This window comes from Mesobacillus sp., from assembly GCF_049588175.1.
Classification (GTDB): domain Bacteria; phylum Bacillota; class Bacilli; order Bacillales; family Cytobacillaceae; genus Mesobacillus.
In genome coordinates, this window is record NZ_JBAVFI010000378.1 from 1 (window position 1) to 13926 (window position 13926).

Sequence of the window (13926 nt, forward strand, 5' to 3'; positions counted from 1 at the left end):
CATGGACAACACACGTCATTCTCGAAACACCTTCATGCTCCGTCGGGCCTACTGAAATGCTTTCAATATTATAATTTCTTTTCGTAAACAAATTGGTAATCCGGTTCAAGACTCCCGGCCTGTTCAAGACAGTTATTGTGATTATTCTTTTCATTTCTTAACACCCACCATTTCGTGGATTCCCTTCCCTGGGGCAATCATCGGATACACATTTTCATCAGCATCAACCCTGAAATCCAGAAGAACCGGTTCACTGTTATTTAATACTTCATCTAGCACTGATTGGGCCTCGGCTTCAGAATTGATTTGATAGCCTTTGATGCCATAGGCTTCTGCCAGTTTTACAAACGATGGCTGGACTGGATTTTTGCTGTGAGAAAATCTCGAGCCATAAAATATCTCCTGCCATTGCCGTACCATTCCCAGTGTTTTATTATTAAAAATTGCTATTTTTATCGGCAGCTGAAACTCGGCTATAACAGCAAGTTCCTGTGTTGACATCTGGAATCCCCCGTCGCCGAGTACTGCAATCACACAGGCTGATGGATCGGCCAGCTGGGCACCAATGCTAGCCGGAAGGCCAAAGCCCATGGTTCCTAGCCCTCCTGACGTAACCCAGCGATCAGCATTTTCGAATTGATAATATTGTGCTGCCCACATTTGATGCTGTCCTACATCGGTAACAACAATAGCTTCTCCGGCCGTTTTTTCGTAAAGTAGTTCCATGACCTTTTGCGGCTTAAGCACGTCGGTGTTCTCGTAATAGTATGGGAAATCTTTTTTCCAGGTAGAGATCGTTTCCACCCATTCATCCTGTTCAGGCGGTTTAGTGTCTTGTCTGACCAGCTGGATTAGTGCTTCACGAGCATCCCCGACGACAGGAATATGGGTGTGGATGTTCTTGCCGATTTCAGCAGGATCAATATCAATATGCGCCACCCGTGCATTTGGAGCGAAATGCTTCAGATTACCCGTCAGCCTGTCATCAAACCGCGCCCCGATATTAATCAATAAGTCACATTGATAGAGGGCCATATTCGCAGCATAGCAGCCGTGCATGCCTGCCATTCCAATGTACAATTCATGGCCCGCCGGGAAACCTCCTAATCCTAAAAGCGTATGGACTACATGCAGCTTCTGCTGTTCCGCAAATTGTTTTAATAAGGCGGATGCTTTGGCATGGAGGACACCCGCTCCCGCAAGAATTACGGGTCGCTTTGCTTTACTTACTGCTTCTGCCAGCTTCCTCACCTGAAGTAAATTAGGTTCTATTGTTGGCTGGTATCCCGGGAGAGAGATTTCCTGCTCCTGAAGCTCCTCAGTTAGTGCTGCTGCAAGGTCCTTCGGAAAATCTATTACTACCGGACCCGGCCTGCCGCTGGTCGCAATATAAAATGCTTCTTTGACGATTCGCGGAATGTCCTTTGTGTCCCGGATTTGATAATTGTATTTTGTTATGGGAGTGGTGATCCCGAGAATGTCAGCCTCCTGGAAGGCATCCGACCCAATTACACTTGTTGCAACCTGCCCTGTGATTACTACGAGAGGCAAAGAATCCATCATTGCATCAGCCAAGCCTGTTATAATATTTGTTGCACCTGGACCTGAGGTTGCAATTACCACACCAGGCTTCCCGCTGATTCGAGCGTATCCCTCAGCTGCATGTATTCCCCCCTGTTCATGCCTTGGCAATACATGAAGTATTTTAGAATCATAGAGTTTATCATAAATCGGGAGGACAGCTCCTCCTGGATAGCCAAAAATGACTTCAACGTTTTCCTTCTCCAAAGCTTTCAAAAGTAAATCAGCGCCGCTGAGACCAGTTGCCTGCGATTTCTTCTCCTTCAAGGCAGCTTCCTGCACCATTTTTACGAATCCCCCCTACTAGTTTTAGTTTGTTTTAGAATTCAAAATCGCTCTAATCATTGATGGTATTTTTTCAGGTTGTATTCATTGGCTAAAATAACTCTAAGGTATCAATTCAAGATAAGAGCTTTCTTCAAAATAAAAAAGCCCATTCCATCTCCATATGCCTGGCAAGACCAGGCAAAGGGATGGAATAGGCTTTGTCTCCTGTTCCACGGTACCACCCTTCTTCACGCATGAATGCGTGCGCTCGTGACAGCATCTGCTGCCGTTTTTGATAACGAGTGTGATCGACACTCGGCCGGTTTTACTGGGAATCCCTTTCAAACCGGCGCTCCAGGGTGAGTTCATTTAATGCGGCACCGCCGGTTCTCAGCATTCCCGGCTCTCTGTTCATGCTTATCGCAAAAAATTACTTGTCCCCGTCTTCGCTTTCTCCTTATGAAGCTAACTGACTTGATGTGTTTCTTTTTCCTGATAAACCTGAACGCCTTCCGCCACAACCTTTGCTCGGAACTCTCGTAAAATATTCTTCGTGTGCTTCCCTGGCATTCCCTCCCCAATAACTCTGCCATCTACTTTTACAACAGCAATGACTTCTGCGGCGGTCCCAGTCAGGAATACCTCATCCGCTGTGTATACATCGTGCCGGGTAAACGGTTCCTCCTTCACCTCATACCCAAGATTGCTAGCGATTTCAATGACTGCATTTCTAGTAATTCCTTCTAATGCCCCTACATAACCTGGCGGGGTGAGGAATGTATTTCCTCTGACGATGAAAACATTATCTGCTGAGCCTTCAGCAACATATCCTTGGTCATTCAGCATAAGTGCTTCACTGACATTTGCGAGATGTGCTTCAATCCTTACTAGGATATTGTTTAAATAATTTAGTGATTTGACTTTTGGGCTAAGAACGTCTGGCCTGTTTCTTCTTGTTGCAACTGTCACAATATCGAGCCCTCGCTCATACAATTCCTTCGGGAAGATAGCAAGTGGTTCTACGATAATAACTACATTTGCCTGAGGACACTTATACGGGTCTAAGCCTAGATCACCGACCCCTCTTGAGACTACGATTCTGATATAGGCATCTCTTAATCGATTCCGTTCTACTGTTTCTACAACCAGATCAGTGAACTCTTCTTTAGAGTGGGGCATATTCAGCATAATTGACTTTGCTGACCGATATAGACGGTCCATATGATCTTCCATCCTGAATATATTGCCGCTGTATACCCGAATCCCTTCAAAAACACCGTCTCCGTATAAAAAACCATGATCATATACAGAAACTTTAGCATTTTCCTTGGTGACAAACTCACCGTTTAAGTAAATCCATTGATCGGGCACAATTAACACTCCTTTAGTGATTAGACGCTTTAAATAATTAAAATATAAATTTAAAAAAATACAATTTTACACAATCGGAAATTGAAATAAAACTGTCTTTCATTCTGGCTGCAGCCAACTTGTTTTTTTTATTTGAGGATTATCTTACGCCCAAAATGAACCCTCGTCAACAGCCTTTTTCCAAATTATTTGATAATTTAGATTAATTAGTTTATTTGTATCCGCTTACATTGTTGATATATTCACATTTATAAAAAGGAAAATTTTTTTTTAAACATAGAGGATTTTACATTAGAGAGTTAACTGCGAAGACACTGCGAATGGAGTTTGAATTTTTTTATTGGTTCTACATGAAAAAAAACAAAAAAAACTCACCTTGTAGCAAGGTGAGTTAAGGTATGTAATTTAAGTGGCGTCCCAGGAGAGATTCGAACTCCCGACCGCACGCTTAGAAGGCGTGTGCTCTATCCAGCTGAGCTACTGGGACAAATATGTTTTTTAAAGACAAGATTTATTATATTAGCCAAACAACTAAAAGTCAATAAATAAATTAAACTTTTTTTGAGGGGAGTTATTCGTTCTCCCCTCAAAAAAATATTATAGTCCTTTTATGCTTTTTTTGGAAGGATGAATTCCTGTCTTAACTCAAGTCTTTCTCCATTTCCATAGTCATGGATTTGGAGCATTGCTTTTCCATCTTTGAGTTCAAGTATGACGTAGGTTCTTTCCTTCCTCGCTCTCGGCAGCCTGATGCTGCCGGGATTGATAAACAGGACATCGTCGACCATTTCAGCACCCAGTATATGCGAATGGCCAAAACAAACAATATCTGCCTGGAGTTCTTTTGCCTTATAAAACAAATTTCCCAGAGTAGTTTTGACTGAGTATAGATGCCCATGTGTAACAAAGATTTTCACCCCATTTATCACATGAGTATCATCATCAGGAAAGTTTCCGAGAAAATCACAATTTCCCCTAACTGATCTGAAACTTTTTATCGCTGCATCATCTTCAGCCAGTTCGGAATCACCACAGTGGATCATTAAATCAACATCCTGCCCATGAAGTTTCTCGAGTCCCTCAAGCAATTCCGCAGAACCATGGCTGTCGCTTACAATCAGGATTTTACACATTGCTTTGCTTTCGATGCTTTAGCGTTTTTTCAAGCTGTTTGATCGCATTTGCCCTGTGGCTAATCTTGTTTTTCTCTTCGGAAGACAACTCAGCCATTGCCTTCCCTTCGGACTCAACAAAAAACACAGGGTCATAGCCAAACCCATTAGAGCCTTTCCGTTCCCGAAGGATATGTCCTTCACAAGTACCAAATACAGTTAGCGTTTCCTTCCCAGGTTCAGCCATTGCCAAAGCACAGCAAAATCTGGCAGTCCGCTCGTTTTCTGACACATCCTGAAGTTCAGCGAGAACTTTGTCGATGTTGGCTTCATCATTTTTTTCTATTCCTGCATATCTTGCAGAATAGACTCCTGGACGTCCTTCTAGCGCATCTACTTCCAGGCCAGAATCATCCCCAATGACCATGACGCCGAGCACTTTTGAGATTGTCTCTGCTTTTAAGACAGCATTCTCCTCAAAAGTAGTACCTGTCTCATCAACGTCTTCGAGCTCTGGATAATCAAGAAGAGTTTTTACTGTCATTCCCAATGGCAGAAAAAGCTTTTCAAACTCCTTTGCTTTCCCAACGTTTTTCGTTGCAATTATGACTGTATTCATCTTGAGATCTCCCCTATCTCTTTTTGGCGCTCGCAATCTTCGCAGCCAATTCTTCTCCAAGAGCTTCCTTCTGCATTTCAAATAGCTCCATGATTCCTTCTTGTGCAGCCTTCAGCAGCTCCTGAAGCTGGCTGTATGAAAAAGTCGCCTCTTCTCCTGTGCCCTGCAGCTCAACAAATTCGCCATTTCCAGTCATGACGACATTCATGTCTACGTTTGCTTTAGAATCCTCAACATAATTCAAATCAACAACCGGCTGGCCATTCTCCAGAATGCCAACACTGGTTGCGGCCAGGAAATCTGTTAAAGGGAAACCAGATAGTTTTTTTTGCTTGCTAAGCCTGTAAAGAGCCTGGGCCATCGCAACATATGCTCCCGTAATGGAAGCTGTGCGTGTTCCGCCATCTGCCTGAATAACATCACAATCAATCCAGACTGTCCGCTCCCCGATTGCCTCAAGATTTACAACCGCTCTCAAAGCTCTTCCAATCAAGCGCTGGATTTCCATAGTCCTGCCGGAAATTTTGCCCTTAGCCGCTTCTCTAATATTCCTTTGCTCAGTAGCACGTGGAAGCATGGAGTATTCTGCCGTAATCCATCCCTTTCCTTCCCCGCGCATAAATGGCGGAACTCGATCCTCTATACTGGCAGTACATATCACCTTTGTATCACCGACAGAAATCAATACAGAGCCCTCTGGATGCTTTAAATAATCTGTTTCGATATGTATCGGCCTTAATTGTAAGGGTTCTCGCCCATCAAATCGCATTTATTAATCCTCCTTGGCATTTATGAAGAGCAGAACTTTAACCGCTGCCCCCAGTAACAATAAATAAGAGGCAGCAAAATGCCTGCCTCTTCAAATGTCTTTATTTAGTATACCAAAATCGCGCTATTAAAAACTACCAGTGTTAACTTTTTCAGGTCTTGTAACCGGCTCTGACAGCTTCTCGCCCTTCTCTGTCAATACATCCGCCTTGCCCTTCACCGTAAGAGCCACACTCTCAACACCTGCTTGCTCAGTCAGGGAAAGCACGAGAGAATTCAATACATGCTCGGAAACCATTTTTTCTTCAAAGCTGCCATATATCGATTCATTAAAGTTCAAAGTTAACTTTCCACCCTCTAGCTTAGGAGTATCCAAAAGTTTTACATCTCCCTGGAACTCTGATAAAAGGTTGGACGCATAGGCAGGTCCTTCTACAAGCTCGTTTACGATCGCTGTAATATTGTCTTTAAAGTCATTGCTGACACGTCGAGTTACAGGAACATAATAATACGCACCTTCTTCACCGCCTACATAGTAGACTGTCACAGCTTTAGTATTTGTAATGTCAACAACATCAGAGTTATCCATGTTAATGCCATCAGCTCTGCTCAATTCTTCGCCAATTGGAGTGCCATTCACAGGCATTTCCTCTAGCGGCGTACCATTCAACTGCAGCTTAACATCCTTTACACTCTCAAATTGAGTAAGTGTCCAGGTTACAGCCTGTAAAATCCGCTTCTCATCTTCTTTTTTGTAGTTTGCAAATTCTTTTGAGAAGTCAACTGTAGCTGTGCCATCCTTGATGTTAACCGTCATTTGCGTATCCGCTGGCAGGACTGCACGGAATCCATTCGGGAGCATTTCCTCAACAGGTCCGTTGGCTACTAGGTACATTAGAGCCTGTTTCGCTACACTCTCTGTCTTAGGAAGATCCATTGCCTGGGATACAACATAACCGTTCTTGTCGATCAGATACAGTTCGGTTTTGACTGTCGTTTGTACTGCTTCTGCTCCATCCTGTTTTGTTTCTGTGGAGGTATTCTCACCTACTGCTGCTCCATCCTCCGTTAAGGTTACATCCTGCGGTGGATCAATTTTCTTTTTTTCTTCGCCACCAAATAATCCGCAGCCTGACAGGAAAACTGTAGTTGCTAATGTCGCTGCAGTTACGAAGACAGCTTTATTATTTTTTGCCATATAAATCCCTCCAAAGACAGTTTGTACTATCATGTATACGAGCTTTGGGATTTTTTAGACCGCCTTTGGAAAGATTTTTGTACAAACCTGCTGCTCGATTTATTTCAGAAGAGAGAGATTAAATCTGAATCAGCCTTTTTGAGCAGACATACAATAAGGCCCCCATTATGGAGGCCTTCGTCAACCTAATTTAATTTTTCCCACATTTTCAACCGGAACTTCGAGCCACTGCGAAGCAATTCTAGCAAAAATCGTCCTCGAGCCAGTTATATAAAAGGAATGCTCAGGCAGCTCTTCTCTTTCGGCAAACATGTCGTTATGCCCTAGAATCGTGCTTACCTCTCGAGCTGTTTCCTCACCCGAACTGATTACTTTTACTTGATCACCCATTACATCTTTTATAAGCGGCTCAAGCAAAGGGTAGTGAGTGCATCCCAATATCAATGTATCAAGTCCTTTATTAATCAAGGGCTCAAGGGTCTCTGTTACGACTTTTTTTGCCACATGACCGTTGTATTCTCCACTTTCAACAAGCGGGACGAATTTAGGGCACGCAAGGCTTTCTACAAATGTTTTACGATTGATTGCTTTAAGGGCATGTTCATACGCTCGGCTTTTTACCGTACCTTCAGTGCCGATGATTCCTATTTTGTAATTGTCCGTTACCTTTATTGCTGTCCTTGCCCCTGGCTGGATCACACCAAGCACAGGAATCGGCAGTTCATTCCTGATTTCCTCTAGTACTACAGCTGTTGCCGTATTACAGGCGATGACCAGCATCTTAATATTCTTTTCAAGCAGGAATCGGGTCATTTCCCAGGTGAACCTTTTCACTTCTTCCACAGGCCGTGGCCCATATGGACAGCGTGCGGTATCACCAACATAGATGATCTGCTCATTAGGAAGCTGCCGCATCACTTCTTTGGCAACCGTTAACCCGCCCACACCCGAATCAATGATTCCAATCGGTTGGTTCAAAAATCTCGCCTCATTCTCCACGCATTTCATGATGTAATTTTGATAAGCTGTTCTTCAGAGATACGATTTCGTCGCCGGAAAAGTCTTTCAATACCTCCTGTAGATACACCTGGCGCTTCTTGATTACTTCATCGATGATCCTTTCACCTTCTCCAAGAAGATGGATACGGACTACACGTCTGTCATTCGGATCCTTTACCCTTACGACAAGCTCATTTTTTTCCATGCGGTCCACTAGGTCGGTTGTCGTACTGCAAGCCAAAAACATTTTATTCGACAGCTCGCCAATTGTCATATCCCCGTCCTCGAACAGCCATTGCAAAGCAACAAACTGAGGAGGAGTGATCGTGTAATTGCTGAGGAGCTCACGGCCCTTTTGCTTAATAATTCCCGATATGTACCTTAAATCTTTTTCAATATCAGCAACCGTGTCCAGTTCCTGATTATTTTGGATATCTTCAAGTTTCATCTATCACAACTCCTAAATAAATGCATTCACCATTTTTACTGCAGTTAAAACTTGATTTCCAGACCGGCAAAACTTTTTATCATTTTCCTATTGCCCTTATTTTCTACTTTTTTCGAGCAAATTTCAAGACAGAATTCATTTTCACGTCTTGGAGTACTGCTTAATACCCCTTTATAAACATCTTAACCGGCCTCCCCAACAGGTTGGCCGGTCTAGATTAAAGTTCTAGCTCTCCCATACGCAGGAGCTCTACAACAGCTTGGGAACGCCCCTTTACACCAAGCTTCTGCATGGCGTTTGAAATGTGGTTCCGAACCGTTTTTTCGCTGATAAATAATTCACTAGCGATCTCTTTTGTTGTTTTGTCTTGGACTAACAGTTCGAAAACTTCTCTTTCGCGTTTAGTGAGTAATGGCTTGTGAGTATATTCATTTTCCTTCAAGTATTGTAACCCTCCTTGCCTTCGCCAGCTGTGAACTGCGGGGTGGGTATAAATTTAGTCAACATATCTTATGTGAAGGAAAGAATTGAAGTGACAACATTTCAAGGGCTAACAACTCTTTTTTATAAAAATGTTCAAATTTTATTTCACAACAGATTTTTTGCTCTTTGCAAGCAGGTGGCGCATCCCCTCTGACCAAGGAACACCCTTGCCCGTCTTCTTGGATATTTGAACGATAGTTCCCCGTCCTGCAAGGCAAATCGAACCGTCGGCCTTCTTCCCCATGTAATGCAGGTCAACAGAAGAATTGCCGATTGAATTTGCTTTTACATAAATCTTTAAATCTTCATCAAAATAAATTTGGCTTAAATAATCACATTGCAAATCCGCAACAACTGGAATCGTTTCATTTTCTGGCTTGACCCAGTCCTGCATGAACCCCTGGCTTTTGAAAAAATCGATCCTCGCCATTTCAAAAAAAGTAAACGGGACCGTGTTATTCAGGTGGCCAAACATATCTGTCTCAGAAAATCTTACCTTCACCTCATGATAATATTCAAACTCTTCTTCCCAGCTTACGATGTCGTCAATATAATTCGTTTTCTTCATGTATTAGCCTCCTGGTCAACTGAATGAATATTCATTCTTTTCTTTATTATAAATATATTTAGTTTTTTTGAAAACCCTAAGCATCCATGCCTATTGTTAATAAATTTGTATTCTATAAAAAAATTAAATAAAAAAATGCCTCCCACTGTTAAGAGAGGGAGGCATTTAAAATCATTATACCTGGTCGCTTCCGAAGAAGTTTTTGAAAGCTTGTAGAGTTGTATCACGGTTCAAGGCTGCGATTGAAGTAGTCAATGGAATGCCTTTAGGGCAAGACTGTACACAGTTCTGGGAGTTACCGCAGTTAGCAAGTCCTCCGTCTCCCATGATTGTTTCAAGTCGCTCACCTTTGTTCAATGCACCTGTTGGATGAGCGTTGAACAAACGAACCTGTGAAAGCGGCTGAGGACCAATGAAATCAGATTTACTGTTAACATTCGGGCAAGCCTCAAGGCACACACCACAAGTCATACATTTAGATAATTCATATGCCCATTGGCGCTTTTTCTCAGGCATACGCGGTCCTGGTCCAAGGTCATAAGTTCCATCGATTGGAATCCATGCCTTAACACGCTTTAAGGAATCAAACATGCGGCTGCGGTCAACCTGGAGGTCACGCACAACAGGGAATGTTCTCATCGGCTCTAACCTGATTGGCTGTTCAAGCTGGTCAACCAGCGCAGAACATGACTGACGCGGACGGCCGTTGATGACCATTGAACAAGCACCACATACTTCCTCAAGACAGTTCATGTCCCATGCAATCGGGGTTGTAGTTTCACCCTTAGCATTCACTGGGTTACGGCGAATTTCCATCAATGCGGAAATCACGTTCATATTCGGACGATATTCAAGTTCAAACTCTTCCTGATAAGGGGCTGAATCAGGAGTATCCTGGCGGCTTATGATAAAACGGACAGTTTTTTTATCTGACATGCCTCATTACTCCCCTTTCTTCTTAGAATAATCGCGCTTACGCGGTTGGATTAATGAAGTATCAACATCATCATAATGGAATGCTGGCGCAGAGTTTGAATCAACAAACTTAGCCATTGTTGTTTTCAAGAACTCCTCATCATTACGATCTGGGAATTCAGGCTTGTAGTGCGCTCCACGGCTTTCGTTACGGTTATAGGCACCGATTGTGATTACACGTGCAAGCTGCAGCATGTTTTGAAGCTGGCGTGTGAACACAGCACCCTGGTTGCTCCATTTAGCTGTATCATTAATGTTAATGCGCTTGTAGCGCTCCATTAATTCAACAATCTTCTCATCTGTTTTCAATAGTTTGTCGTTGTAACGAACAACCGTCACGTTATCCGTCATCCACTCACCAAGCTCTTTGTGAAGGACATATGCATTTTCATTTCCATCTAACGACATGACGTTGTTCCACTTATTCTGCTCCTGCTGGACGTGCTGATCAAAAATCGCAGAAGAAACTGCATCAGAACTCTTTTCAAGACCGCTAATATAACGAATTGCATTCGGACCTGCTACCATACCGCCATAAATTGCTGACAATAATGAGTTCGCACCAAGGCGGTTTGCTCCGTGCTGAGAGTAATCACATTCCCCAGCTGCAAATAATCCAGGAATGTTAGTCATTTGGTCATAGTCAACCCAAAGTCCGCCCATTGAATAGTGGACAGCAGGGAAGATTTTCATAGGAACTTTTCTAGGGTCATCGCCCATGAATTTTTCATAGATTTCAATGATGCCGCCAAGCTTGATATCAAGCTCTTTTGGATCCTTATGTGAAAGGTCAAGATAGACCATGTTCTCGCCATTGATTCCTAGCTTTTGGCTTACGCAAACGTCAAAGATTTCACGTGTTGCGATATCACGAGGAACCAGGTTTCCATATGCAGGATACTTCTCTTCAAGGAAGTACCATGGCTTACCATCTTTATAAGTCCAAACTCGTCCACCTTCACCACGAGCAGATTCACTCATCAGGCGAAGTTTATCGTCGCCAGGAATCGCTGTCGGGTGGATCTGGATGAATTCACCGTTTGAGTAATATGCGCCCTGCTGATAGACGATCGCAGCAGCTGAGCCTGTGTTGATCACTGAGTTAGTTGTTTTTCCAAAAATAATTCCAGGGCCGCCAGTTGCCATGATAACAGCATCTGCAGCAAACGACTTAATCTCCATTGACGTCAGGTTTTGAGCCGTGATACCGCGGCAAACTCCATCTTCATCAAGCACAGCACCAAGGAATTCCCAGCCCTCATATTTAGTAACAAGGCCAGCAACCTCATGGCGGCGTACCTGCTCATCCAATGCGTATAAAAGCTGTTGCCCAGTAGTTGCACCAGCAAACGCCGTACGGTGATGCTGTGTTCCTCCGAAACGGCGGAAGTCAAGCAAGCCTTCTGGAGTACGGTTGAACATTACTCCCATACGGTCAAGAAGGTGAATGATTCCAGGCGCAGCTTCAGCCATCGCCTTTACAGGTGGCTGGTTCGCAAGGAAGTCCCCGCCGTAAACCGTATCATCAAAGTGCTCCCAAGGAGAGTCACCTTCACCTTTTGTATTTACTGCACCGTTGATTCCGCCCTGTGCACAAACAGAGTGTGAACGTTTTACCGGTACAAGAGAGAACAGCTCAACAGGTGTTCCTGTTTCAGCCACCTTTATAGTAGCCATTAAGCCAGCCAAACCGCCGCCGACTACGATAACCTTACCTTTACTCATTGTGACTCACTCCCTTAAATCCATGTCTGACTTTCAATTCCGATCAATTTATACAAATGCCAAGATTGCGCGTACTCCCACGATGGAAAGCGCAATGAATACTCCAATAGTAATGTAAGTGGAAATCACTTGTGCACGAGGTGTTACAGTGATACCCCAGCTCACGAAGAAAGACCACAATCCGTTAGCAAAGTGGAATGTTGTTGAAATTACACCGATTAAATAGAACCAAAGCATAAACGGAGAAGAAAGAATGGTCTCCATCATCTGGAAGTTCACTTCAGAACCAAAAGCAGCTGCAATCCGAGTTTCCCAAACATGCCAAGCTACGAATATTAGGGTGATTACACCTGAGACACGCTGCAGCATGAACATCCAGTTCCTGAAATAGCCGTATTGCCCTATATTGTTCTTAGCCGTAAAAGCAATATAAAGTCCGTAGATTGCATGGAATAATAGTGGTAAAAAGATAATAAAGATTTCTAGAAAATACCTAAAAGGCAGCTGCTCCATGAAATGAGCCGCATTGTTAAATGATTCTTCTCCCCCTGTAGCAAAATGGTTGACTACAAGGTGCTGCGAAAGGAAAAGTCCTACTGGAATTACACCCAGCAAAGAATGCAGCCTCCGCCAATAAAACTCTTGTTTACCTGCCATATGTATACCCCCCTTGAAATTTGGCCGTGATGTACAGGCTTTTCTCCCCTATTAAACTAACAGTTTGATTAACCCCAACATCATAATTCAAAACAAATCTTACAATTATGTGACATGTTCATTTTACTCCCATCATAATAGAGCGTCAAGAAAACGGATACATAAAAAAGTTTATATAGATAAAATTTTTAAAATATATTGATATTGTAAAAATGCCACTTTCTAATTATTTTAACGTCGATTCGAATATATTAAAATAATAGTATTACCTTTTAGATGCCAATGAAAAAAAATACCCTGATGATTAAAATTTTAGCTTGTAAAGAATTGGGTATGGTATAAACATGGAAAATTATAATAGTATCTTTATTGACTATCTAAAATTTAACAGATATTAATTCAGATTCACTGGTTGTTTTTTTGGCATATTGTTTATAATAGAGTAATAGAAAGAGGGGAGAACATGAGTGAAATAACAACTTCAGAGCAGCAGACTGAAAGCGAGCCACTTTCCGTTTCCGCATTTGGATATGAATTAGTCAGAGAAATTCTTTTGCCGGAACTGCTTGGCAAGGATACTGCTGAAATACTCTATTGGGCAGGAAAACGCCTAGCCCGCAAATATCCATTATCGACACTGGACGAAACAATTCTCTTTTTCCAAAATGCAGGCTGGGGAACTCTTTCAGTTAAGGAAGAAACAAGAAAACAAATGGTGATGGAACTTGGCAGCGAGCTGATTTCCTCTCGGTTAAAAAATAACGCAAACTCCACATTCCAGCTAGAAGCTGGGTTTCTTGCACAACAGATGGAACTGCAAAAGAATGCTACAGCCGAAGCCTTCGAACACCCCAATAAGCGTTCATTCCGAATCCAATTCACCATTAAATGGGACAAAAACGATTTTATTAATGAATGAGAAATAACCGATTTTTGAACCAATTCAAGAAGAATTCAAGGAACAATGACTTCGGAAGAGTTAACAATAATGGATTCATTATAAGAAATGTAAAGAGGCCAGGGCTATTAGCCCTGGCTTTTTAGCGTTTAAGAAAAATTAGTGTGGGTATCAATGCTTTTTAGGCGGTTGCAAATGAAAGAATGTCTCTATATCTTCAGGCATATGATAGACTCTTCCTTTAGTTGCTCCATTTG

At 42.7% G+C, this 13926-nt stretch carries 15 protein-coding genes, 1 tRNA gene and 1 other annotated feature; of the genes, 1 reads left to right on the forward strand and 15 read right to left on the reverse strand.

Going from position 1 to position 13926, the window contains the following annotated elements:
• From ilvN to WB217_RS09455, 15 genes are all read right to left on the reverse strand, one after another.
• The coding region (gene ilvN / locus WB217_RS09385; RefSeq protein ID WP_423992828.1) for an acetolactate synthase small subunit at positions 1-154 on the reverse strand (154 nt) is incomplete at its 3' end.
• Entirely contained in the window at positions 151-1866 is a 1716-nt protein-coding gene (gene ilvB / locus WB217_RS09390; protein ID WP_423992804.1) for an acetolactate synthase large subunit, read from the reverse strand. The genes ilvB and ilvN, both read right to left, overlap by 4 nt.
• A gap of 181 nt (positions 1867-2047) precedes the next feature.
• Positions 2048-2304 (reverse strand) — a binding site (T-box leader).
• Between the two features lie 9 nt (positions 2305-2313).
• Complete coding sequence (gene ilvE, locus WB217_RS09395; protein ID WP_423992806.1) at positions 2314-3219, reverse strand: branched-chain-amino-acid transaminase; 906 nt, start codon at positions 3217-3219, stop codon at positions 2314-2316.
• 410 nt (positions 3220-3629) lie between these two features.
• Positions 3630-3706: transfer RNA gene (locus WB217_RS09400), tRNA-Arg, on the reverse strand.
• Positions 3707-3827: 121 nt separating this feature from the next.
• A complete protein-coding gene (locus WB217_RS09405) occupies positions 3828-4352 on the reverse strand; it encodes a metallophosphoesterase (protein WP_423992808.1) in 525 nt (174 codons plus the stop codon).
• Positions 4345-4950, reverse strand: coding sequence for an XTP/dITP diphosphatase (locus tag WB217_RS09410; protein ID WP_423992810.1), 606 nt, complete (start codon positions 4948-4950; stop codon positions 4345-4347). Before WB217_RS09410 ends, WB217_RS09405 begins: the two co-directional genes overlap by 8 nt.
• 13 nt (positions 4951-4963) lie before the next feature.
• Positions 4964-5719, reverse strand: coding sequence for a ribonuclease PH (rph, locus tag WB217_RS09415; RefSeq protein ID WP_335376365.1), 756 nt, complete (start codon positions 5717-5719; stop codon positions 4964-4966).
• 126 nt (positions 5720-5845) lie between these two features.
• The gene (locus tag WB217_RS09420; RefSeq protein ID WP_423992812.1) at positions 5846-6916 is read right to left on the reverse strand and encodes a GerMN domain-containing protein; all 1071 of its coding nucleotides are present in this window, start codon (positions 6914-6916) and stop codon (positions 5846-5848) included.
• A 180-nt stretch (positions 6917-7096) separates the two neighbouring features.
• Positions 7097-7894, reverse strand: coding sequence for a glutamate racemase (gene racE / locus WB217_RS09425; protein ID WP_423992814.1), 798 nt, complete (start codon positions 7892-7894; stop codon positions 7097-7099).
• A gap of 10 nt (positions 7895-7904) precedes the next feature.
• Complete coding sequence (locus tag WB217_RS09430) at positions 7905-8363, reverse strand: MarR family winged helix-turn-helix transcriptional regulator (RefSeq protein ID WP_423992816.1); 459 nt, start codon at positions 8361-8363, stop codon at positions 7905-7907.
• A 217-nt stretch (positions 8364-8580) separates the two neighbouring features.
• Positions 8581-8805, reverse strand: a complete 225-nt coding sequence (gene gerE, locus WB217_RS09435; RefSeq protein ID WP_019154738.1) for a spore germination transcription factor GerE — start codon at positions 8803-8805, stop codon at positions 8581-8583.
• A 141-nt stretch (positions 8806-8946) separates the two neighbouring features.
• On the reverse strand, positions 8947-9414 hold the full coding sequence (locus WB217_RS09440) for an acyl-CoA thioesterase (protein ID WP_423992819.1): 468 nt from the start codon (positions 9412-9414) through the stop codon (positions 8947-8949).
• 174 nt (positions 9415-9588) lie between these two features.
• A complete protein-coding gene (gene sdhB / locus WB217_RS09445) occupies positions 9589-10350 on the reverse strand; it encodes a succinate dehydrogenase iron-sulfur subunit (RefSeq protein ID WP_423992821.1) in 762 nt (253 codons plus the stop codon).
• A gap of 6 nt (positions 10351-10356) precedes the next feature.
• Positions 10357-12114, reverse strand: coding sequence for a succinate dehydrogenase flavoprotein subunit (sdhA, locus tag WB217_RS09450; RefSeq protein WP_423992823.1), 1758 nt, complete (start codon positions 12112-12114; stop codon positions 10357-10359).
• Positions 12115-12162: 48 nt separating this feature from the next.
• Positions 12163-12771, reverse strand: a complete 609-nt coding sequence (locus tag WB217_RS09455; protein ID WP_335431730.1) for a succinate dehydrogenase cytochrome b558 subunit — start codon at positions 12769-12771, stop codon at positions 12163-12165.
• A 463-nt stretch (positions 12772-13234) separates the two neighbouring features.
• Here WB217_RS09455 and WB217_RS09460 point away from each other — a divergent pair, with 463 nt between their 5' ends.
• Positions 13235-13690, forward strand: a complete 456-nt coding sequence (locus WB217_RS09460) for a YslB family protein (RefSeq protein WP_423992826.1) — start codon at positions 13235-13237, stop codon at positions 13688-13690.
• Positions 13691-13926: the final 236 nt, after the last annotated feature.

Bases quoted from the DNA above. Each gene is read 5' to 3' on its own strand.
- ilvB (WP_423992804.1), bottom strand. From the start codon at position 1,866: ATGGTGCAGGAAGCTGCCTTGAAGGAGAAGAAATCGCAGGCAACTGGT.
- WB217_RS09405 (WP_423992808.1), bottom strand. From the start codon at position 4,352: ATGTGTAAAATCCTGATTGTAAGCGACAGCCATGGTTCTGCGGAATTG.
- WB217_RS09410 (WP_423992810.1), bottom strand. From the start codon at position 4,950: ATGAATACAGTCATAATTGCAACGAAAAACGTTGGGAAAGCAAAGGAG.
- rph (WP_335376365.1), bottom strand. From the start codon at position 5,719: ATGCGATTTGATGGGCGAGAACCCTTACAATTAAGGCCGATACATATC.
- WB217_RS09420 (WP_423992812.1), bottom strand. From the start codon at position 6,916: ATGGCAAAAAATAATAAAGCTGTCTTCGTAACTGCAGCGACATTAGCA.
- WB217_RS09430 (WP_423992816.1), bottom strand. From the start codon at position 8,363: ATGAAACTTGAAGATATCCAAAATAATCAGGAACTGGACACGGTTGCT.
- WB217_RS09440 (WP_423992819.1), bottom strand. From the start codon at position 9,414: ATGAAGAAAACGAATTATATTGACGACATCGTAAGCTGGGAAGAAGAG.
- sdhB (WP_423992821.1), bottom strand. From the start codon at position 10,350: ATGTCAGATAAAAAAACTGTCCGTTTTATCATAAGCCGCCAGGATACT.
- sdhA (WP_423992823.1), bottom strand. From the start codon at position 12,114: ATGAGTAAAGGTAAGGTTATCGTAGTCGGCGGCGGTTTGGCTGGCTTA.
- WB217_RS09455 (WP_335431730.1), bottom strand. From the start codon at position 12,771: ATGGCAGGTAAACAAGAGTTTTATTGGCGGAGGCTGCATTCTTTGCTG.
- WB217_RS09460 (WP_423992826.1), top strand. From the start codon at position 13,235: ATGAGTGAAATAACAACTTCAGAGCAGCAGACTGAAAGCGAGCCACTT.